The organism is Faecalimonas umbilicata, from assembly GCF_004346095.1.
Taxonomy (GTDB): domain Bacteria; phylum Bacillota; class Clostridia; order Lachnospirales; family Lachnospiraceae; genus Faecalimonas; species Faecalimonas umbilicata.
Map to the genome: position 1 here is coordinate 75,064 of NZ_SLZV01000006.1, position 21,720 is coordinate 96,783.

Below are 21,720 nucleotides of genomic sequence, written 5' to 3' on the forward strand. Positions count from 1 at the left end.
TGCATGGAGTATACGGAGAAAATATTACATCAGTCAAATTACTGGTATAATGATGGACTGAGAAAAGCAAAAATAAGGGACATATCGGGCGCCGTTCAGTCATTAAAGCGGAGCCTTCAGTATAACAGGGAGAACATCCCTGCAAGGAACCTTCTGGGGCTTGTTTATTATGAGAGAGGAGAGATTGCGGAGGCAATCGTAGAGTGGATCCTCAGTCAGAATTTTCAAAAATCAGACAATCTGGCGGGATACTTTATCAGAGAAATCCAGAAAGATAAAAAAACATTAGAAGAAATTGACAGAGCAGTGCAGATGTATAATCAGTGCCTCGTTTACTGTGATCAGGGTGCGGAAGATCTGGCGGTGATTCAACTGAAGAAGGCGGTGCAGATACATCCGTCTTATCTGAAAGCATATCAGCTTTTGGCGCTATTGTATTTAAAAACAGGTCAGTACCAGAAAGCAAAACAGGTGTTGAAGCGGGCACATCGTCTCGACACGACAAATGAGACAACCTTGAAATATATGCATGAGTTGTCTGAACTCAGAGAAACGCAAGGCACGAAAGGAAGAGAACAGAAGACCTATGAGATTGGGAATGACACGGTCATTCAGCCGGCGGTCTCTCCGCTGAAAGAGAATGCAGGATTTCTTACCATTTTGAATATTGTCATAGGAATTTTACTAGGAGCAGCCGTTGTATGGTTTCTCATTGTTCCGGCGGTCAATGAAGTAAAATCCAATCGAAGCAACAAATCGGTGCTGGCATTTAAAGAGGAGATCAATTCTAAAGATGCGCAGATCAGCGCGATGAAAAAGGAATTAGAGACCATTAGAAATTCTTCCGATGAGAACGAGGCGGCAACGGCTGCTGCACTGGCGGCAAAAGACAGCTATGAGAAGCTTTTGACGGTCAAGGAGCACTATAACTCCGGGCAGTATGCTTACGCCACACTTGCAAAAGAACTTTTGGAAGTGCAGAAAGATTCCCTCGGAGATCAGGGAAAAGTTCAGTATCAGGCGATTGCCGATGAAGTGTATCCGAGCATCTGTGCAGAACATTACAGTAGTGCAAAGCAAAGCTATCAGCAGGGAGATTATCCAAAAGCGATCACACTTTTGGAGGAACTGATCCGGATGGATGGGCATTACAAAGATGGAGAGGCACTGCTGTTACTTGGAGACTCTTATCTGTTGAACAATGAGAAAGATAAGGCTGAGGCAATATACAAGCAGATCATCGAGGCATATCCGAAAACAGATGTTGCAAAGAGAGCAGAAGAGGCACAAAAAGGAACCCCGGCAAATACTCAGGGGGCTGGTACGGAAGAGAGTGTGGATTCCGGACAGTCAGGAGCGGATGTGTATAATGATTATGGCAGTGCTTATGGGGATACTGCCGGAAGTGATACAGAAGATTACCAAGGACAAGGGGATCAGAATGTATATGACAATTATCAGGAAACAGAAGAATCCTATGGAGATGTAACTTACGAGGAATATCAATAGAAATAGAAGTACGAAAGAAAAGGAGATACACAAAGAGCGTGTATGTCCTTTTTTTTCGATTTATAGACTACGAAAACAGGAGGGTTATATGGAGTATCAGATTGAAGAAAACAGTCTTACAATTTTTCTTCCCGCAGAGTTAGACCACTGCAATGCGGAGCAAGTGAGAAAGAGGGCAGATATGCTGATTGAGCATAACCATATTAAATATGTTATTTTTGACTTTGCGAACACGAATTTTATGGATAGTTCAGGAATTGGAGTCCTTATGGGAAGATATAAGCTAGTCTATTTAGTTGGCGGCGAAGTCTGGGCAGTAAACGCAAATGAGCGGATCAGAAAAATATTAAAAATGTCAGGTGTGACGAAAATAATCCAGATGTTTGAGGAGGAAAAACAATGATGAAGAACACAAATGAAATGGAACTGGTATTTGACAGCAGACCGGTCAATGAAGGATTTGCGCGTGTGTCTGTTGCAGCATTTATGACACAGCTCAATCCGACTTTGGAGGAAGTATCAGATGTAAAGACTGCGGTCTCAGAGGCAGTCACGAATGCGCTGATCCATGGGTATGATGGAAAAGTGAAGAAAATTATGATTCGATGCTGGATTGAAGGGCAGACACTCTATGTAGAAATTAGAGATGAAGGAAAAGGAATTGAAAATGTCGAAAAGGCAATGGAACCGTTATTTACGACAAGACCAGAACTTGACCGGTCAGGAATGGGATTTGCATTTATGGAAGCCTTTATGGACAATGTGTATGTAGAATCCGAACTGGGAAAGGGGACGTTGGTCCGAATGAAAAAGACTATCGGGAAAGGCAGGGAACTATGGACCACACAATCGCTTTAATTCAAAGATCACACGATGGAGATGAGAAAGCGAGAGAACAATTAGTGGAGGAAAATACAGGGCTTGTATGGTGTATTGTGAAGCGGTTCTTTGGAAGGGGAACGGACAGTGAAGATTTGTTTCAGATTGGAAGTATCGGACTTTTGAAAGCAATTGATAAATTTGATCTGAATTATGATGTGAAATTTTCGACTTATGCAGTGCCTATGATTTCAGGGGAGATTCGGAGATTCCTAAGAGATGATGGGATGATTAAAGTGAGCCGGTCATTAAAGGAGACTGCATACAAAGCATTTCTGGCAAGGGAGCGTCTTCAGAAAAAATATAACCGGGAGCCGACAATGGAAGAACTGGCAGCGGAGCTGGAGGTGGAGAAGGAAGAACTTGCGATGGCGCTTGATGCGAGCGGGGAAGTGGAGTCGCTGCACAAACCGATTTATCAGAAGGATGGAAATGAGATTCAGCTTCTTGATAAGCTGGAGGAAGAGGAAGGGCAGGAAGAAACGATACTGAATCATATGCTGATACGTCAGCTTCTCGAGGAGCTTGATAGAGAGGAACGACAGTTGATCTATTTGCGGTACTTTGCAAATCAAACACAGTCAGAGATTGGAAAAAAACTCGGGATTTCCCAAGTGCAGGTATCAAGGCTTGAAAAGAAGATTCTAAAAAATATGAGGACAAAAATACAGACAGGATGAGTCTGGGCGATTGGTATGCCGGGAGAAAAAATAAGAAATTTGAGGAGGGAGCAGCTCACAACGAGAGCAGCTTCCTCTTTTCATTAAGTTTTCCTGAAGAGTATAGGTTTGCCAAATGCGGAAATAATAGGAATAAGCAATCTCTGGCAGAACAGGTAAGCAGCAACTCTGTGAGGCAGAGAAGTATCAGAAAGGTGGTGCAAAAATGGACAATGCAAGAAAGAAAATCTGGATCTGTCTGCTCTGCGCTGTTGCGGTGGCGATAGTTGTCGGGCTTTGCTATTATGTTACGGATGTGCGGGAGACAGAATTATCTGGGGAAGGAACGCTTGTAAGAATGGAAAGATCGGAGATGGGCAGCACATGGCAGCAACAAACAGAAAATTATATATAAAGGCAGACCGCAGTATTGAATTGACAAAACAGGAAGTGACGCTGGGAGATGTTCTTTCGATGGAGTGTACGGACCCAACCATTGTGACAAGATTGAAGACGGAACGACTTCTGAAAATGCCGGAACAGGGACAGAACCGGTTTGTATTTTCTATTTTAAAGGTTATTGAGCAGATTCACAGGGTATATCCGGGATTGGATATTGAAAATCTTGGTGAGACAGAATTTATTGTTACTTATGAAAAGCAAAAGACTCCGGGAAAGGCGGTACATTTTCTGAAGACGGTGGGAGTTGTGATGATTACATTTCTAGGCTCAGCCTTTTCAATTATGGCATTTAACAATGATGTGGATGTGGGGAAAATGTTTGGGCAGGTTTATGAGCAGCTCACGGGGGTACCGTCAAGTGGATTTACACTGTTGGAAGTCTGTTACAGCATTGGTCTGATTATTGGCATTCTTGTGTTTTTCAATCATTTTGCCGGTAAAAGATTCTCGGTCGATCCAACACCGATGGAGGTGGAAATGAGGCTTTATGAGAATGATATTCAGACAACATTGGTACAAAATTATGAGAGAAAGAAAAAAGAAATTGATGTTAAGTAAGTAGGAAAAGCTATGAGGGAACAAAAAAGAAAGAGAGAAACGTCATGTGGATCAAACAGATGATACTTGTGGTACTTGGACTTAGCGCAGGAGTTGCGGCGGCAGGAGGATTGTTTTCATTTATCGTAGGTCTCGGAGTGGTATCTGAATTTGCAGACCGTACACATACAGGAGATTGCGTGCTTCTTTACGAAGAAGCCATCGCACTTGGAGGAATCTTTGGCAATCTGTTCTATTTATTTCCGGTCACAATTCCTTATGGGCAGATATTTGTTCCGATTTTCGGGGTATTTGGGGGGATTTTTGTAGGGTGCTGGGCAATGACCTTGGCAGAAATTTTGAATATTTTCCCAATTTTTATCAGACGAGTGAAGCTTCTCCGGGCAATTCCTTATATTATTGCGGGGATAGCATTTGGAAAAGGAATTGGTTCGCTGATTTATTTTTGGAAAGGCTGGGGATAACAGATGAGAAAAAGAAAGAAAACAAAGAGATAGATTCAGAATAAAAAGAAAAGAAAGGGAAGGACATGGACGAACAAGAAAAGAAAAAAAGGAAGGAAAAGGCATATCAGGATTATGTCAAAACAAAGACACCAGTGCACAACGTCTATCTGAATATGGCAAAAGCATTTGTGACAGGCGGAACCATCTGTGTGATCGGGCAGTTTTTTATGAATTTCTGTAAAAATGCAGGATGCACAGAAGAAATCAGCGGAACATGGACATCACTCATGTTAGTTTTGCTCAGTGTACTTCTCACCGGATGGAATTTGTATCCGGGGATTGCAAAATGGGGAGGCGCAGGGGCGCTCGTACCGATCACCGGATTTGCCAATTCCGTGGCGGCTCCGGCAATCGAATATAAAAAAGAAGGACAGATATTTGGAATCGGATGTAAAATATTTACGATTGCAGGCCCGGTTATTTTATATGGGATTGTGACATCCTGGGGATTGGGGCTGATTTACTATCTGTTATTGAAAGTCGGGGTGATTGTATGACAATGGTAAGAGGAAGTCAGAGTATCTGTTTTCAGGAGGCGCCATATGTGATCAGCGCCGGGTCGATTGTAGGGAAAAAAGAATTTGAAGGACCGCTCGGAAACCTGTTTGATATGTCGGGGGAGGACAACCTGTTTGGGGAACAGACATGGGAAGCAGCGGAGAGCAGAATGCAGAAGGAAGCGTGCGTTCTGGCATTGGAAAAAGCAGGAATTGATGCCAAAGAGGTTCGATATTTATACGGAGGAGACTTGCTGCGGCAGGGAATTGCAACTTCCATGGGAGTGGAGGCACTTCAGATTCCTATGTTTGGACTTTATGGGGCTTGCTCTACTTCAGGGGAAGCACTTGCACTTGGATCTATGGCAGTGGCGGCGGGGTATGGAGAATACATGCTTGCGGTGACATCGAGCCACTTTGGAAGTGCAGAGAAAGAATTCCGATTTCCGCTGGCATATGCCAGTCAGAGGCCGCTGTCTGCCCATTGGACTGTAACAGGGAGCGGCGCCTTTTTAATAGGAAAGAAACGGAGTCATGTGAGAGTGTCAGGAGTAACCGTTGGAAAGATTGTTGACTATGGGCTTAAGGATTCGCAAAATATGGGAGCATGTATGGCTCCGGCGGCGTGTGATACGATTTTGCAGAATCTAAAAGATTTTGGGAGACAGGAAAGCGATTATGATCGGATCATTACCGGAGATCTTGGATATGTAGGACAGACGATTTTGTTTGATCTTGTGAGAAAAAAAGGAAAGGATATCAAGCAGAATCATATGGATTGTGGAATGACAATCTTTGATCAGCAAAGGCAGGACACGCATGCAGGAGGAAGCGGATGCGGATGTGCGGCGGTGACACTGGCAGCATATATTCTTCCAAAGATTGAGAGCGGAGAATGGAGACGTGTGTTGTTTGTACCGACAGGAGCACTCATGTCAACAGTCAGCTTCAATGAAGGGGAAAGTGTCCCGGGCATTGCACATGGCATCGTGCTGGAACATTGTTGATGAATTAGGAATGTGTGAGAAAGAGAGGAAACATTGTGGATTATGTCAAAGCATTTTTGGTGGGAGGATTGATCTGTGCACTTGTGCAGATTTTACTTGATCGGACAAAATTGATGCCGGGGAGAGTGATGGTATTGCTCGTGTGCTCTGGCGCGGTACTTGGATTTTTAAATATTTATCAGCCAATTGTTTCTTTTGCAAAAGCGGGAGCAAGTGTTCCGCTGCTCGGATTTGGAAATCTGTTATGGAAAGGAGTCAAAGAGGCAGTCCGAAAGGATGGTCTGATCGGCATTTTTACCGGAGGATTTACAGCGAGCGCTGCAGGAATTTCGGCGGCACTTGTATTTGGATACCTTGGTTCGCTTGTGTTTGAGCCGAAAATGAAAAAGTAGAAAAATAGTAAAAAGATGTTGTTTTCTGTCGAATATAATGTTATGGTAAAAAGGTGAATTTAAAATGTATTAGTTATGAGGAGGAAGCCTATGGATTACACTGGCATTATTATTCCGTTTGTAGGTGGGCTTGGAATGTTCATCTACGGTATGCAGATTATGGCACAGGGACTGGAAAATGCTGCTGGCAATAAGATGAAATCTTTGCTCGAAGTTTTGACGAAGAACAAGTTTTTTGGGGTATTGCTTGGAGCATTTATTACGGCTGTGATTCAGAGTTCATCCGCTACAACTGTTATGGTTGTTGGTTTTGTAAATGCGGGAATCATGAACCTGACACAGGCAATGGGAGTTATTATGGGAGCCAACATTGGTACAACTGTCACAGGATGGCTTGTATCGAGTGTGGAATGGGCAAAGATGTTAAGCCCGGCGAATTTGGCACCAATCGCAATTATTATCGGTGTGGTGATCATGCTGACAGGAAAGAGACGTTCCACAAAGGATATTTCAAGTATCATTGTTGGATTTGGTATTTTATTTGTCGGTATTTCTACAATGTCAGGAGCAGTTTCTCCACTGAAAGAATCAGAAGCATTTTGTAATATTTTTGTGACACTTGGAAAGAATCCATTCCTTGGAATTCTTGCAGGAACAATTGTGACAGCTGTGATCCAGAGTTCTTCTGCATCTGTCGGAATCCTTCAGAGTCTTGCAGCAGCAGGACTTGTTCCGATGAGTGCAGCAGTTTATATCATTATGGGACAGAACATCGGTACATGTGTGACAGCAATGCTTTCTAGTGTTGGAGCAAAGAGAAATGCAAAGACAGCAGCATTGATGCATTTGCTGTTCAATGTAATCGGTACTGTGATTTTCAGTATTGTGGCAATTATATTCTTTACAGTTATGAATCCGGCTCTGGGAGAAAATTTGATCACCCAGACAGAGATCAGTACTGTTCATACAATCTTTAATATCGGAACAACGGTATTGCTTTTCCCGGTATCCAACTGGATTATCACATTGGCAAAGAAACTTGGCCGTGTAGAAGAGTGTACACAGGAAGACGACGTTGTATTACTGGATGACAGAATGCTTCAGACACCAGGTATTGCATTACAGTCTACCGTGACAGAGATTGTAAGAATGGGAAATATTGTTGCAGAGACATTGAAAGAATCTAAGGAAGTACTCTTTACAAAGAGTGAAGAGACGATCAAAAGTATCAAGGAGAAAGAGTCTGTTGTAGATAAGCTTAGTGCAGGAATTACAGATTATGCTATTAAGATCACAGCACTTCAGGTCAGCGAGAAGGAACATCAAGATGTGGCACACTTACTCCAAGTCGTATCAGATATGGAACGGATCTGTGACTACTGTGAGAACATTTCAGAGTATGCAGAGGCGATGCGCGATAAGAAGTTAGAATTCTCAGAAATTGCGACAGAAGAGATCAAACAGATGATGGATGTCTGTGTGGAAAGTTATCTTTACGCAAAGGAGGCATTCTTTGAGAAGAATTCAGAGAAAGCAGTGAAGGTGATTGAGAAAGAAACACTTGCAGATGATCTGGAGGTACGTTTGAGAAATAAACATATCAAACGTCTTGCAAATAATCAGTGTAATGCAGAGACGGGTATCTTCTATTTGGATACGCTCGTTTCTATGGAGAGAATTTCAGATCATGCAAGAAATATTGCAGAAGAAATTATGAATCCGGAAAACTAAATATAAAATGCAAATAGGAGTTGCTGCAAAATAGATGAGGAATCACTATGGGGCAGTGACTCCGTTTTTAATATACAAAATCAGAAAACGAAATCCGAAGAGTCCGTAATCTGTGGTATAATAAGATATGAGCAATAAATTAAAATACTACAAAAATCATACCGAATAAGGAGTTCTATTATTCTGAAATTATACTCAATAAAAAAGACTGGGAAGAGTATAAAAAGTGGGGCAATGAAAATTGAAAAAATATTATCAAGAGCGCTTGGAAACAGGCTCTCTTTTTTTGAAACAGGCAGATATTAAACGCATTAGTAACACGTTAGTAACAAAAGTGCCTGAAAACCTACTAAAATCGTGATATGAAATTAAGAAATTATTAAATATTTATAAATAAAAAATATTGTATGATATGGTATCATAATTTCAAGTGAGTGCAATGTTTTTTCTTTTTTACAGAATTGAGAGTATTATTAGGATATGGGAGTGCATGGATAGCTGGTCATATGGTGTGGAAGTGAAAGAAAAAACGCATGGATTTGACCGATGCAGAGAAAGGAGCAGTGAAGTGAAGAAGATCATTGAGGCGAAACACTTGTTTAAGCTGTACCGTGTAGGAGACAGTATCGTGCGGGCATTAAATGGCGTGAATTTTAGTATCTATGAAGGAGAGTTTTGTGCAATCGTCGGGACTTCCGGTTCAGGAAAGTCAACACTGTTAAATATGCTTGCAGGACTTGAAAAACCAACCAAGGGTGAGGTGATTATCAATGGCGTTCATATGGAAAAGTTAAATGAAGATGGACTTGTAAAATTCCGCAGGGAGAACGTAGGTTTTATATTTCAGTCTTTCCATTTGATCGGGACGATGAATGCAGTAGAAAATGTGGCATTACCGCTGAGCTTCCGAGGGGTGCCAAAAAGTAAGCGGATGAAGATTGCCAATGAGATGCTTGATCTTGTCAATTTGAAAAAGCATAAAAAGCATCTGCCGAATCAAATGTCGGGCGGACAGCAGCAGCGAGTCGGAGTGGCAAGAGCTCTTGTAGTGGATCCGAAGATTATTTTTGCAGATGAACCGACAGGAAATCTGGATTCGCATACGTCAGAAGAGGTGATGCGTTTGATGCAGAAAGTAGTTAAGGAGCAGAAGAAGACACTGGTAATGGTCACGCATGACAATCATCTTGCAGAGTATGCAGACAGAGTGTTCCATATTATTGACGGGGAGATTGTAAAGATCGTTGATAATCGGGAACAAGGGAAAGAAGAATCAGAAGAGAGTGGAAAGGAAAGAAAGCAATGAGAAGCAAAAAGAGATGGGCAGCATTCCTTCTCTGTGCAGCAATGGTGTTGCCTGCGGAAGTGTATGCAAAGGAACTGAATACAGAAAAGGAAATGATGACAACGGAAGAGGGACAAACGCAGATTGGTCTGGAGATGACATCCCAGATTGAAGGAAATGAAAGCGATGTCCTTCTCTACCGGGCGGGGGAGACAAAAAATTTATTATTAAATTTCACAAACACAGGAAATACACCGTTGACTTGTGTCAACGTGACTCCGAGAGTAAAAGCAAATACAGACGCGTGGCCGTTTGAGATTGAAAACAAAAATTATACACAGACAGTGGATGCAATCGCACCTGGAGAGACAAAGTCGGTATCTTATGCATTTACTGCACGGCAGGATGTAGTATCTCGCTACTACAAATTGAAATTTGATCTGACATGCGCGGAAGGTACGATTTCGGAACAAAGTGTCTTTTTGAAAACGGATGTCAAAGAGGAAAACCAGAATCAGCAAGATCCAGGGCAGCAAAATCCTGACCCGCAAGACCAGGGGAGTGGTGAACAAAATGGCTCTGTTTCTTATCCGTACGATGCAGGCGGAGTATATAATGGAGGAGAGGTTGTATCTGGCGGAGGTGAGACAAAGACAGGAGTGCCACGTGTTATCGTGTCCGGATTTAATACAGATCCGGCAGAGATTCCTGCGGGAAGTAACTTTAATCTGATTGTACATTTACAGAATACCTCTCAGGATACGGCTGTTTCCAATATGCTCTTTGAATTCAATGCTCCGGCGGAAGGCGCGGAGTCAAGCGGAGCAGCCCCGGCATTTCTTCCGGTTTCCGGATCCAGCTCTGTCTATTTGGATCATATTCCGGCAGGAGGGACGAAAGATATTGCGATTGCTCTGAATGCACGGGCAGATTTGCTTCAAAAGCCATACAGTATTGAATTGTCCATGAAATATCAGGATGGCAATGCAACACAGTATGAGGGACATGCGGCGCTTGCAATTCCGATCAAGCAGGCGGCGAGATTTGAGTTCAGTGAGGTGGAAGTCAGCTCGCCGGAAATCGCAGTCGGTGATGAAGCGAATATTATGTGCAATATCTATAATCTTGGACGTACTAAACTTTATAATGTAAAGGCGAAATTCGAAGGGGAAGGAATCAAAGGAAAAGAAGTATTTGTAGGTCATGTGGAATCGGGATCTTCTGCGGCTATTGATGGAATGGTAACTGGGGAGAAAGAGACGACCGGAGATGGCAGAATGAAGATGATCGTGACTTATGAAGATGAGGCAGGAGCTCCATATTCGACAGAACAGGAATTCCAGCTTCTTGTGACTCCAAAACAGGAAGATGCAGGAATGGTATTTAGCCCTGAAACAGAGCCGGAAAAGAAAGGGTTTCCGATTCTGCCAGTTGGGATTGCAGTAGTGATACTTGCGGGAGGGATTGCTGCGGTTATCATCGTAAAGAAGAAAAAACAAAGAAAGCTTCAAGAAGAGGAGGAGAGCTTGGCAGATGAGTTTGATAGACTTACTGAGGATGAGTAGTGGAAATTTAAAGCGCAGAAAACTCAGGACTTTTCTGACTGTTCTCGGTGTGGTAATCGGTACAGCTTCCATTGTCGTGATGATTTCACTCGGACTTGGCATGCAGAAATCCATGTATAAGCAAGTGGAGGAATCTGGTGGGATTACAAATATTGATGTCACTGGGAAGAATAATGGGGGAGGCGGTGTCATTGTCAGCAGTGATATGATGCATCAGGATCAGGAGTCGGAAAAATACATTACAGATGAGGCCATCAAAGAGCTGAGCAAGATAGAACATGTGAAAATGGCGTCTCCGGTGTTGTCAATGTCAGCGATGATTCTCAAAGGGAATTATGAGGGATACATTGATTTGAGAGGAATGCGTCCGGAAGCATTGGAGGAGCAAAATATTCCACTGATAGAGGGGAGTCGTCTTCCAGAGACAAAGACATCCAATTTGGAGCTGATCATCGGTAATTTGATTCCTGAGATGCTTTATGAAAAAAATACAGGAAAAGGATATTGGGAAACCGGAAAACTGCCAGAAATCGATTACATGAAGGATTCTTTGTTCTTAATCTTAGATTCGGATGCATATTTGGCTTCCAAACAGAATGGAACAAGTTCTTTGGAACAGTCACTTGGTAAGAATGAAGGGCAGGGAGGAAACCAGGCAAGCGCAAAAGCGCCAAAAAAATATGTTGTCCATGCCAGTGGGATGGTGAAGGGAGACTTAAACACCTATAATTCACATTCTTATTATGTATATTGTGATCTGGATACGCTGATTGCTTCTTTGAAAAAAGAGTATGGAACGAAGCCGATTCCCGGGCAGCCGACGACAAAGTCTGGAAAGCCATATAAGGAATTTGTATACTCGTCCGCCTGTGTGCAGGTAGATGATATTGATTATGTGGAGGAAGTGTCAGCCAAAATCCGAGAAATGGGATATACCGCGAACAGCAATGCAGAATATTTAAAAAGCATGCAGAGTCAGTTTGCGATCATTCAGGCTGTACTTGGAGGAATTGGTGCAGTATCACTTCTTGTAGCAGCAATTGGAATTGCCAATACGATGATGATGTCAATCTATGAGAGGACTAAGGAGATCGGTGTCATCAAAGTACTTGGGTGCAGTCTGAAAAATATCAAACAGATGTTTCTGATCGAGGCTGGTTTCATCGGGTTGTTGGGAGGTGTGATCGGAAATATTTTGAGTATGCTCCTGTCATTTGGAATCAATACAATTGCCGGAAGCATGGGAAGTGCGATGGGATTTGAAGGAGACATTTCATATATTCCAATTTGGCTTATTCTGGCTTCCCTTGGATTTGCAATTTTGGTCGGGATGGCAGCAGGATATTTCCCGGCGCTGCGTGCTATGAGGTTAAGTCCGCTTGCGGCAATCCGTAACGAATAGAAAAACTGGAAGAGAGGTGTAAAAAGCCTCTCTGTTTTTAGGTATGTACAAAATTTGTTGTTTCCATTAGAAAAGGCTTGTATTTTCCAGCGGTTTATCTCAAAATAAGAGGGAAGAAAAATGGCTGAGAAAAATAAAAAATTGAAATGAGGAATGAATATGAAAAAGGCATTGATCGTTGTGGATATGCAAAATGATTTTGTAGATGGAAGTCTTGGAACAAAAGAGGCACAGGAAATCGTAGTAGCAGTGGAGAAGAAAGTAAAAGCTGCCCGGGAAATGGGGACAGAAATTCTTTTCACAAGAGATACCCATGGAGAAGATTACCTTCAGACAAAAGAGGGAAAATCGCTTCCGGTTATCCACTGTGTCAAAGAAACAGAAGGCTGGGAGATTATAGACTGCCTGAAGCCTTATGCTGACAGAATTTTTGACAAGGAGACTTTTGGAAGCATTGCTCTGGCTGATTATGTTGCCGAGCAAGGGTATGAATCCATTGAGCTTGTCGGTCTCTGCACAGATATTTGTGTTGTGTCAAATGCGCTTCTCCTAAAAGCACGTCTTCCGGAGACAGACATTGTTGTGGATCGAAGCTGCTGTGCAGGAGTAACTCCGGAGAGCCACGAGGCGGCGCTGTCTACGATGCAGATGTGTCAGATCCAGATACTATAACAGTTTTTGATGGCAGGAGATGAAAGAGATGTTTCGATTATGGGGAAAGATATTTAAAGACAACCGGATGGTGCGCGATACAGTCATCTGTATTGAGGAGAAAGATACGAGGACACATAAAATTTTCCGTGCATTAGATGAAATCTGTTACGAATTTGATCTGAGTAAACCAATTTGGCTGAATCATACAATCAGTGAATTTCAGAGACATGACAAGGCAAGATTTTATCAGGATAATTTTGTGGACTCCATCGACTTTGACTATCTGGAAATTCATATTATTGAGGAGTAAAGAAAAGGACAGGGTGTGCTTATCTTTCTTCTATGGAGAAAATGGGACAACATACGAAAAAGTATAAAGAATATTAAAAAATTGTGAAATTTAAGACAATTAAATCATCCTATGTTATAATAATTGTATCAAATGATTTTTCGGATACAAGGAGAGAAGGAACGTGATGAGAACAGTGGTAAAAAATTACGAGGATGTGGATAGTTGGAAGACTGTCATGTTTTTGTACAATGCCGCAATGAAAGAAGTAGGAACGAAACTGGAAATATTAAATGATGAGTTTCAGCATGTACACAAGTATAATCCAATTGAGCATATTAAATCTAGAATCAAGTCACCGGAGAGTATTGTAAAGAAGTTGAAGCGCTATGGACATGAGACATCCATTGAAAATATGGTTAAGTATGTCAATGACATTGCGGGGGTCAGACTGATCTGCTCTTTTACATCAGATATTTATCGGTTGGCAGGTATGATCGGGAATCAAAGCGATTTGAAAGTGCTGTCGATCAAGGACTATATCAAGAATCCGAAGGAGAGCGGATATAAGAGTTATCATATGCTTGTTTCCGTACCGATCTTTTTATCGGACAGTGTTGTCGATACGAAGGTTGAGATTCAGATCCGTACGATCGCGATGGATTTTTGGGCAAGTCTTGAGCATAAGATTTATTATAAATTTGAAGGGAACGCACCGGAATATATCAGCAGAGACTTAAGAGAATGTGCGGATATGGTCTCGGCGCTTGATGAGAAGATGTTATCGCTCAATGAAGCAATCAAAGCGTGCCTGCAGGAATCGGAGCGGGAGAAGGAATCGTAATAGAATCTGAAAAGAATAGCAAATAGGAGTTGGCAATCGTTCCTGGAAATGATAAAATAACTTAGAGCGTGTCAGAGAGGAGTTCGTCAGAGCACTTCCCGGCACGCTCTAAGAGTACGTTAGGAGGAAAAAAGGAATGGAGAAATTGAAGAACAAGAAAATGGCTGTACGTCTTCTCTGGGCAACATTTGGAAGTCTTCTGTTTGCTGCGGGCGTTAATATTATTATTTTACCGCTGCATTTATATAATGGAACTTTCTTAGGTATTGCTCAGTTGATCCGTACATTTCTTGTAGACTATCTGAAGATTGCTGCGCTTAGCGGTATCAATCTTGACGGTATTATTTTCTGGTTATTAAATGTACCGTTGTTTTTCATGGCATGGAAAGTACTTGGAAGGGGATTTTTCTGGTTGTCTGTCTACACGACAACAATTGAGACGTTGTTTATGACATTTATTCCGATTCCCAATACACCGATCATTGAAGACTATCTGACGGCGTGTATTATCGGAGGGCTTGTTGCTGGTGTCGGAACAGGAATGATCCTGAGAGGGGGAAGCTCCGGAGGAGGACAGGATACACTGGGAATGGTATGTGCGAAGAAATACCCGTCATTCAGTGTTGGAAAAGTAAGTATTCTTATGAATATTTTCGTGTATGGAATCTGTTTTATGATATTTGATATAGAAATTACAGTTTACTCGTTGATCTATGCGACCGTCATGGCAATGACGTGTGACCGGGTGCATGTGCAGAACATTAGTCTCAGTGTGATGATCTTTACAAAGAAGGATGGGGTTGATCAGGCGATTATGAATGAGATGCGCCGTGGTGTGACGGAGTGGGAAGGAAAAGGTTCCTACACGAAGGAAGATTCCAAAGTATTTGTTGTTATGATTTCGAAATACGAACAGAATGAGATCACAAGAATTGTCTCAGAGATCGATCCGAATGCATTTATGATCTTTACAGAAGGTGCGAAGGCAGTCGGAAACTTTGAAAAGAGACTTTCTTAATCAAAAAAGAATATGTTTTGATATGATGAGAGGAGCATGTCCGTAAAAAGACATGCTTCTTTTTTTGTAAAATAATTTTACACAGATTTAACAAAAGGCTGTTTTTAAATTTAACAATCGCCAAGTATAGTATCACTTGTAAACGAAAGCAGAATGAAAAATAAGACGGATTGAAGGAGAGTAAATCGTATGAAAATGAAAAAGTTTTTAGCAGTAATGGCAGTGGTATCTATGACAGCAGCAATGGCAGCAGGTTGTGGAAGCAGTGAAGAAGAAGGAAAAGCAGAAACGACGGAAGCAAGTGGAGAAACTGATGCTTCATTTGACTCTGCAAATGATATTTCCGTGACATCAAGAGAAGATGGTTCAGGAACAAGAGGAGCATTCATCGAGCTACTGGGAATTGAAGAGAAAGACGATGAAGGAAATAAAATAGACAATACAACAGAAGAGGCAAATATTACAAACAGTACATCTGTTATGATGTCAACAGTAGCAGGCAATGAGTATGCGATCGGTTATATTTCTCTGGGATCTCTTGATGACAGTGTAAAAGCTGTGAAAGTAGATGGAGCGGAAGCGACAGAAGATAATATCAAAGATGGTTCCTACAAAGTGGCAAGACCATTTAACATTGCTACAAAGGAAGACGTAAGCGAAGTGACACAAGATTTCATCGATTACATTCTGAGTGAAGAGGGACAGGAAATCGTATCTGATAATGGATATATTTCTCTTGACGATGTGAAGCCATATGCGGGCAGCAAGCCAGAAGGAAAGATTGTTATCGCAGGATCTTCTTCTATTTCACCGGTGATGGAGAAGTTAAAAGAAGCTTATTTAAAAGTGAACACAAGTGCGGAGATTGAGATTCAGACAAGTGATTCCACAACAGGTATGACTTCTGCAATCGATGGAATCTGTGATATTGGAATGGCGTCCAGAGAGTTGAAGGATGAAGAGAAAGAGCAGTTAAAAGCAACTGTGATCGCGACAGATGGAATTGCAGTAATCGTAAATAAAGCAAATCCGATGGATGAGCTCACAAGTGATCAGATAAAAGAAATCTATACAGGTGAAGTGCTTGCTTGGGATGAGTTAAACTAATTCAGGAATTGCTTGCAAAACAGCCTGAGAAAGATGGATAAGAGGGAAAAAAACAATATGAAAGCATGGAAAGAAAAGTTCATGCAGGGAGTGTTTTTCATCGCCGCCTGTACTTCGGTGCTGGCGGTGGCTCTCATTTGTGTATTTTTATTCGCAAATGGAATTCCTGCAATGAAGGAAATTGGATTTATGGAATTTTTGACCGGAGAGAGATGGAAGCCGACCAATGAAATCTTCGGAATCCTCCCGATGATCATGGGAAGTATCTATGTCACTGCGGGAGCAATTATTTTAGGAGTTCCGATCGGAATTCTGACATCGGTATTTATGGCAAAATATTGTCCAAAGAAAATCTATCCGGTGCTGAAAGGTGCTACCGAACTTTTGGCAGGAATCCCGTCCGTTGTATATGGATTTTTTGGATTGGTCGTACTTGTGCCATTGATCAGAGACATCTGCCAGAAATTTCACTGGGGTGGAAATGGAAGTAGCATTCTGACTGCATCTATCTTACTTGGAATGATGATTCTTCCGACGATTATCGGTGTCACAGAGTCAGCGATCCGTTCTGTGCCGGCGCATTATTATGAGGGTGCACTTGCACTGGGGGCGACACATGAGCGAAGTATCTTTTCAGTTGTTCTCCCGGCAGCAAAATCAGGTGTTGTAGCAGGAATTGTACTGGGGATCGGACGTGCGATCGGAGAGACGATGGCAGTGATCATGGTAGCAGGAAACCAGGCAAGAATGCCTGCGGGGATTGTGAGAGGTGTCCGTACTCTTACGGCAAATATTGTGCTGGAGATGGGATATGCAGCAGGACTTCACAGAGAGGCACTGATTGCAACCGCCGTTGTTTTATTTGTCTTTATCCTGTTGATCAATCTTTCCGTATCATTGTTGAACAGGAGGGCACAACATGAATAAGCAGACAATTGGACAAAAACTTCGTGCTTACAGACGGAGACCTGGATCGTTGATCTTGATGCTCCTTGTGATGTTGTCAGCAGTGGCAACTTTTGCAGTCCTCTTATTTTTGATTGCATACATTTTGATCAAAGGACTTCCGCATCTGACACCAGATCTGTTTGCATTAAAATATACTTCAGAAAATGCATCTTTGATGCCGGCACTGTTAAATACAATCGGAATGACTGCGTTATCGCTTGTAATTGCAGTACCGCTTGGGATTTTTGCCGCAATCTTTCTTGTAGAATATGCAAAGAGAGGAAACAAATTTGTGGAAATCATCCGACTTACGACGGAAACGTTGTCGGGAATCCCGTCGATTGTTTACGGATTATTCGGATTGTTGTTCTTCGTAACAACACTCGGCTGGGGATATTCTCTACTTGCGGGGGCATTTACATTGGCAATCATGATTCTTCCACTGATCATCCGAACGACAGAGGAAGCATTAAAATCAGTTCCAGACAGTTTCCGTGAGGGAAGCTTTGGGTTAGGAGCAGGAAAACTTCGGACAGTTTTTTGTGTAGTTCTGCCATCGGCAGTACCGGGAATTCTTGCAGGTGTAATTCTGGCGGTCGGAAGAATTGTTGGGGAAACGGCAGCGCTGATCTATACAGCGGGAACTGTTCCGGCAGTGCCGAAAAGTGTGATGGGATCTGGGCGAACTCTTGCCGTACATATGTACAATCTGTCCAGTGAAGGACTTTACATGGATCAGGCTTATGCGACGGCGGTCGTACTTCTTGTACTTGTTGTCGGAATTAATTGCCTGTCCGGATATATTGCGAAAAAGATTACGAAAGGAAATGGAAATGGGGAAAATTAGTGTAAAGAACCTAGATTTATATTATGGCGACTTTAAGGCGCTGAAAAATATTAATATGGAAATCGAGGCAAACAAGATCACTGCATTTATTGGGCCGAGCGGATGTGGAAAATCTACTTTGTTAAAGTCGATCAACCGGATGAATGATCTTGTGGAAGGATGTCGGATCGACGGACAGATTTTACTGGATCAAGAGGACATTTATGGAAGGATGGATGTGAATCTTCTCAGAAAACGTGTCGGAATGGTATTTCAAAAGCCAAATCCATTTCCAATGAGTATTTATGACAACATTGCATTTGGACCGCGTACACATGGGATCCATTCTAAGGCAAAGTTAGATGATATTGTGGAAAAATCGCTTCGGCAGGCAGCAATTTGGGAGGAAACAAAGGACCGTTTGAAGAAAAGTGCACTTGGAATGTCCGGCGGACAGCAGCAGAGACTTTGTATTGCAAGAGCGCTTGCAGTGCAGCCAGAAGTGCTTTTGATGGATGAGCCGACATCTGCATTGGATCCAATCTCAACATCGAAGATTGAGGACCTTGCCATGGAACTAAAAAAAGACTATACTATTGTCATGGTTACACACAATATGCAACAGGCAGTGCGCGTGTCGGACAATACCGCGTTTTTCCTTCTTGGTGAGATGATTGAATATAACAATACAGAAAAATTGTTCTCGATTCCGTCAGATAAGAGAACGGAAGATTATATTACAGGGAGGTTTGGATAAGAGATGCGCAATAAGTTTGATATGCAGCTGGAACGACTCAGTGAACAGCTTATTTTTATGGGAAGCCTTTGTGAGAAAGCAATTGCAAATGCGACAAAGGCTCTGAGAAATGGAGATTTGGAACTTGCAAAGCTCGTCATGAGCGAAGATGAAGAGATTGATCAGATTGAGAAAGATATCGAGAGACTGTGTTTAAAACTTCTGCTTCAGCAGCAGCCGGTGGCAAGAGATCTGCGCCAGATTTCTGCGGCGCTGAAAATGATCACAGATATGGAGCGGATCGGAGATCAGACATCAGATATCGCGGAGATTATCATTTCTGCTGGAATGTCAGAAGCGAGAGACATTTCGATAATCGGGACGATGGCAGAAGCAACGAGCAAGATGGTTCATGACAGTATCCTTGCCTATGTCAATAAAGATTTGGAGATGGCGCAGAAGGTTATGCTTGCCGATGATGAAGTGGACAGAATGTTTGAACTTGTAAAGGCGAAACTGGTAGAATTGATTCTGAAGGATGGCGGAAAGCAGGGTGAGAAAGCGATTGATTTGATTATGATCACGAAGTATCTCGAGCGTATTGGAGACCATGCAACAAATATTGCAGAATGGGTAGAATTCTCTATCACAGGCGTGCACAAAGACGGACAGCTTGTGGAGAGATAGATAAAGGAGAGAACGAAGATGATTTATTGCGTGGAAGACGACAGTAACATCCGGGAATTGGTCGTATATACGCTGGAGTCCACAGGGATGAAAGCCTGTGGATTTCCAGATGGGACTGCATTTATGAAAGCTTTGGCATTTGAGACGCCAGAGCTCGTTCTGCTTGATATCATGCTTCCGGGAGAGGACGGGATTTCCCTTTTGAAGAAGCTCAAAAGTTCAGCAAAGACGAAGGATATCCCGGTGATCATGGTTACAGCAAAAGGGGCAGAGTATGACAAAGTGATCGGGTTGGACAGCGGCGCAGATGACTATGTGACGAAGCCGTTTGGGATGATGGAGCTGATCTCGCGCGTGAAAGCGGTGTTAAGAAGGACGAAGCGGGAAGAGAAAAGCACACAGTATGAGATCAGAAATCTTATGCTGGATCAGAAAAAACATGAAGTGAGAGTGGATGGAATCCCTGTCACATTGACGTTGAAGGAATTTGAACTTTTGGAGCTTCTGATCCGAAATAAAAATATTGTGTTGTCAAGAGACAGACTTTTGGAGGAAGTATGGGGATATGATTTTGATGGGGAGACAAGGACGATCGATGTTCATATCCGTACACTTAGACAGAAGTTAAAGAGTGCAGGAGATTTGATTGAGACTGTGCGTGGAGTAGGATATCGGATGGGAGGACAGGATGAGACGTAAGATACAAAGAAGCATGTGTCTAGTTGCGTTTCTTGCACTTTTAATCTCGGGAATCCTGACCGTTGCGGCAGTTTATCAGCAGACAGTTATGAATAAAACCGCAGAACTCAGGCAGGAGGCGGAATATATTCAGGCGGCAGTCGATATTGCTGGAGAAGAATATCTGAATGTCATGGACAATGTGCAAAAAAGCACCAGGCTTACACTAGTCGGGCAGGATGGTACAGTACTCTATGACTCTGTACAAGACGATACGACGTTAGAAAATCATAAAAACCGAAAAGAAATCAAAGGAGCGATGGAAAACGGGAGAGGGGAAGCAGTAAGAACGTCCGATACACTTGGACAAAAGACGTTTTATTATGCGATCCGACTGCAGGATGGGACGGTTCTTCGTGCCTCCCAGACTATTGATAATGTGCTTCCAACAATTCGGAAGCTTCTTCCATACATCATTGGGATCTTTCTTTTGATGGTGGCGGGAGCTTATCTGCTGGCAAAATGGCAGACAAAGCGTCTGATCGATCCAATCAATCATTTGGATCTGGAACATCCGCTCGAGAATGATGTGTATGAAGAATTGACACCACTTTTGCAGGGAATCGATGTGCAGAACCGGGAAAAGGAAAAGGCGGCTGAGATGCGGAAAGAATTTTCTGCAAATGTTTCCCATGAATTGAAGACGCCGTTGACATCTATTTCAGGATATGCGGAGATTATGAAAAATGGGCTGGTGCGGCCGGAAGATATGAAGGGATTTTCAGAGCGGATTTACAATGAGGCGAGCCGTCTGATCACACTTGTGGAAGACATTATCAAGATTTCCAAGTTAGATGAGAAGAGCATTGAGCTGGAGAAGCAAGAGGTAGATCTCTATCTGCTTGTAAGAGAGATATGCACAAGGCTTGCTCCGCAGGCGGAAAAGAAGAGCATACGATTTGAAGTGTCAGGAGAACATGTTTCTTATAATGGAATCCGTCAGATCCTTGATGAGATGATTTATAACCTCTGTGAAAATGCAGTAAAGTATAATGTCAAAGGCGGAAAAGTCAGTGTGTGGACAGGAAATACACTGGAAGGCCCAAAAGTCATTGTGGAAGACACTGGAATTGGTATTCCGGAGGAAGAAAAAGAACGTGTTTTTGAGCGGTTTTATCGAGTGGATAAGAGTCACTCCCGGGAAAACGGAGGAACTGGACTTGGACTTTCTATCGTAAAACACGGTGCGCTTCTCCACGATGCAAAGATTCAGATCAGCAGTAATCTAGGCAAAGGGACAAAGATTGAGTTGATTTTCGGCGGGGATTCCAGAAAAGAGACAGATAGCGAAAACGACAGATGAGAGAGAAATGAAAACAATCTATGGCGGTAGTCGAAGAAAATGATAGCTGCCATAGATTGTTTTTTTTGTTGAAGTAGATATTGACTTTCGGAATAGATATGTTACACTGAAAGAGTAA

General features: G+C 42.4%; 25 protein-coding genes. All 25 read left to right on the forward strand.

The window, feature by feature from the left end:
* Positions 1-3: 3 nt before the first annotated feature.
* The 25 genes from EDD74_RS04155 to EDD74_RS04280 all read left to right on the forward strand — a co-directional run bounded on the left by EDD74_RS04155 (position 4) and on the right by EDD74_RS04280 (position 21,602).
* Entirely contained in the window at positions 4-1,509 is a 1,506-nt protein-coding gene (locus tag EDD74_RS04155) for a tetratricopeptide repeat protein (RefSeq protein WP_116441243.1), read from the forward strand.
* Between the two features lie 88 nt (positions 1,510-1,597).
* Positions 1,598-1,912 carry an STAS domain-containing protein gene (locus EDD74_RS04160; protein ID WP_008974841.1) on the forward strand — a complete coding sequence of 105 codons (315 nt, stop codon included), beginning with the start codon at positions 1,598-1,600 and terminating at the stop codon, positions 1,910-1,912.
* A complete protein-coding gene (gene spoIIAB / locus EDD74_RS04165) occupies positions 1,912-2,367 on the forward strand; it encodes an anti-sigma F factor (RefSeq protein ID WP_009262453.1) in 456 nt (151 codons plus the stop codon). Before EDD74_RS04160 ends, spoIIAB begins: the two co-directional genes overlap by 1 nt.
* On the forward strand, positions 2,346-3,068 hold the full coding sequence (sigF, locus tag EDD74_RS04170) for an RNA polymerase sporulation sigma factor SigF (RefSeq protein ID WP_008974843.1): 723 nt from the start codon (positions 2,346-2,348) through the stop codon (positions 3,066-3,068). Before spoIIAB ends, sigF begins: the two co-directional genes overlap by 22 nt.
* Before the next feature lie 205 nt (positions 3,069-3,273).
* Positions 3,274-3,462 carry a hypothetical protein gene (locus EDD74_RS04180; RefSeq protein ID WP_016440914.1) on the forward strand — a complete coding sequence of 63 codons (189 nt, stop codon included), beginning with the start codon at positions 3,274-3,276 and terminating at the stop codon, positions 3,460-3,462.
* Positions 3,432-4,067 (forward strand): stage V sporulation protein AA, encoded by a 636-nt coding sequence (locus EDD74_RS04185; protein WP_116441245.1) that lies wholly within the window; start codon positions 3,432-3,434, stop codon positions 4,065-4,067. Before EDD74_RS04180 ends, EDD74_RS04185 begins: the two co-directional genes overlap by 31 nt.
* A gap of 44 nt (positions 4,068-4,111) precedes the next feature.
* Positions 4,112-4,531 carry a stage V sporulation protein AB gene (locus tag EDD74_RS04190; protein ID WP_116441246.1) on the forward strand — a complete coding sequence of 140 codons (420 nt, stop codon included), beginning with the start codon at positions 4,112-4,114 and terminating at the stop codon, positions 4,529-4,531.
* Between the two features lie 65 nt (positions 4,532-4,596).
* Positions 4,597-5,070 carry a SpoVA/SpoVAEb family sporulation membrane protein gene (locus EDD74_RS04195; RefSeq protein ID WP_008974847.1) on the forward strand — a complete coding sequence of 158 codons (474 nt, stop codon included), beginning with the start codon at positions 4,597-4,599 and terminating at the stop codon, positions 5,068-5,070.
* Positions 5,067-6,077: a stage V sporulation protein AD gene (locus EDD74_RS04200; protein WP_116441247.1), complete on the forward strand. Its 1,011-nt coding sequence runs from the start codon at positions 5,067-5,069 to the stop codon at positions 6,075-6,077. Before EDD74_RS04195 ends, EDD74_RS04200 begins: the two co-directional genes overlap by 4 nt.
* Before the next feature lie 35 nt (positions 6,078-6,112).
* Positions 6,113-6,469: a stage V sporulation protein AE gene (spoVAE, locus tag EDD74_RS04205; RefSeq protein ID WP_008974849.1), complete on the forward strand. Its 357-nt coding sequence runs from the start codon at positions 6,113-6,115 to the stop codon at positions 6,467-6,469.
* A gap of 90 nt (positions 6,470-6,559) precedes the next feature.
* Positions 6,560-8,200 (forward strand): Na/Pi cotransporter family protein, encoded by a 1,641-nt coding sequence (locus tag EDD74_RS04210; protein ID WP_016440912.1) that lies wholly within the window; start codon positions 6,560-6,562, stop codon positions 8,198-8,200.
* A gap of 490 nt (positions 8,201-8,690) precedes the next feature.
* A complete protein-coding gene (locus tag EDD74_RS04215; RefSeq protein WP_008974851.1) occupies positions 8,691-9,506 on the forward strand; it encodes an ABC transporter ATP-binding protein in 816 nt (271 codons plus the stop codon).
* Positions 9,503-11,050 (forward strand): COG1361 S-layer family protein, encoded by a 1,548-nt coding sequence (locus EDD74_RS04220; protein WP_116441248.1) that lies wholly within the window; start codon positions 9,503-9,505, stop codon positions 11,048-11,050. Before EDD74_RS04215 ends, EDD74_RS04220 begins: the two co-directional genes overlap by 4 nt.
* Positions 11,019-12,452, forward strand: coding sequence for an ABC transporter permease (locus EDD74_RS04225; RefSeq protein ID WP_016440891.1), 1,434 nt, complete (start codon positions 11,019-11,021; stop codon positions 12,450-12,452). The genes EDD74_RS04220 and EDD74_RS04225 overlap by 32 nt, the downstream gene beginning before the upstream one ends.
* A gap of 159 nt (positions 12,453-12,611) precedes the next feature.
* Positions 12,612-13,124: a cysteine hydrolase family protein gene (locus EDD74_RS04230; protein WP_008974854.1), complete on the forward strand. Its 513-nt coding sequence runs from the start codon at positions 12,612-12,614 to the stop codon at positions 13,122-13,124.
* Positions 13,125-13,152: 28 nt separating this feature from the next.
* On the forward strand, positions 13,153-13,416 hold the full coding sequence (locus EDD74_RS04235) for a hypothetical protein (RefSeq protein ID WP_116441249.1): 264 nt from the start codon (positions 13,153-13,155) through the stop codon (positions 13,414-13,416).
* A 166-nt stretch (positions 13,417-13,582) separates the two neighbouring features.
* Entirely contained in the window at positions 13,583-14,239 is a 657-nt protein-coding gene (locus EDD74_RS04240; protein ID WP_009262442.1) for a GTP pyrophosphokinase, read from the forward strand.
* A 136-nt stretch (positions 14,240-14,375) separates the two neighbouring features.
* Positions 14,376-15,257, forward strand: coding sequence for a YitT family protein (locus tag EDD74_RS04245; RefSeq protein WP_008974857.1), 882 nt, complete (start codon positions 14,376-14,378; stop codon positions 15,255-15,257).
* Between the two features lie 189 nt (positions 15,258-15,446).
* Positions 15,447-16,364, forward strand: coding sequence for a substrate-binding domain-containing protein (locus tag EDD74_RS04250; RefSeq protein WP_116441250.1), 918 nt, complete (start codon positions 15,447-15,449; stop codon positions 16,362-16,364).
* A gap of 57 nt (positions 16,365-16,421) precedes the next feature.
* The gene (gene pstC, locus EDD74_RS04255) at positions 16,422-17,291 is read left to right on the forward strand and encodes a phosphate ABC transporter permease subunit PstC (RefSeq protein ID WP_008974861.1); all 870 of its coding nucleotides are present in this window, start codon (positions 16,422-16,424) and stop codon (positions 17,289-17,291) included.
* Entirely contained in the window at positions 17,284-18,159 is an 876-nt protein-coding gene (gene pstA / locus EDD74_RS04260; protein WP_008974862.1) for a phosphate ABC transporter permease PstA, read from the forward strand. Before pstC ends, pstA begins: the two co-directional genes overlap by 8 nt.
* Positions 18,146-18,895, forward strand: coding sequence for a phosphate ABC transporter ATP-binding protein PstB (gene pstB / locus EDD74_RS04265; RefSeq protein WP_008974863.1), 750 nt, complete (start codon positions 18,146-18,148; stop codon positions 18,893-18,895). The genes pstA and pstB overlap by 14 nt, the downstream gene beginning before the upstream one ends.
* Before the next feature lie 3 nt (positions 18,896-18,898).
* A complete protein-coding gene (gene phoU / locus EDD74_RS04270; RefSeq protein ID WP_116441251.1) occupies positions 18,899-19,561 on the forward strand; it encodes a phosphate signaling complex protein PhoU in 663 nt (220 codons plus the stop codon).
* Positions 19,562-19,579: 18 nt separating this feature from the next.
* Entirely contained in the window at positions 19,580-20,260 is a 681-nt protein-coding gene (locus EDD74_RS04275; RefSeq protein ID WP_008974865.1) for a winged helix-turn-helix domain-containing protein, read from the forward strand.
* Positions 20,250-21,602, forward strand: coding sequence for a sensor histidine kinase (locus EDD74_RS04280; protein WP_116441252.1), 1,353 nt, complete (start codon positions 20,250-20,252; stop codon positions 21,600-21,602). Before EDD74_RS04275 ends, EDD74_RS04280 begins: the two co-directional genes overlap by 11 nt.
* The last annotated feature ends 118 nt before the right edge of the window (positions 21,603-21,720 follow it).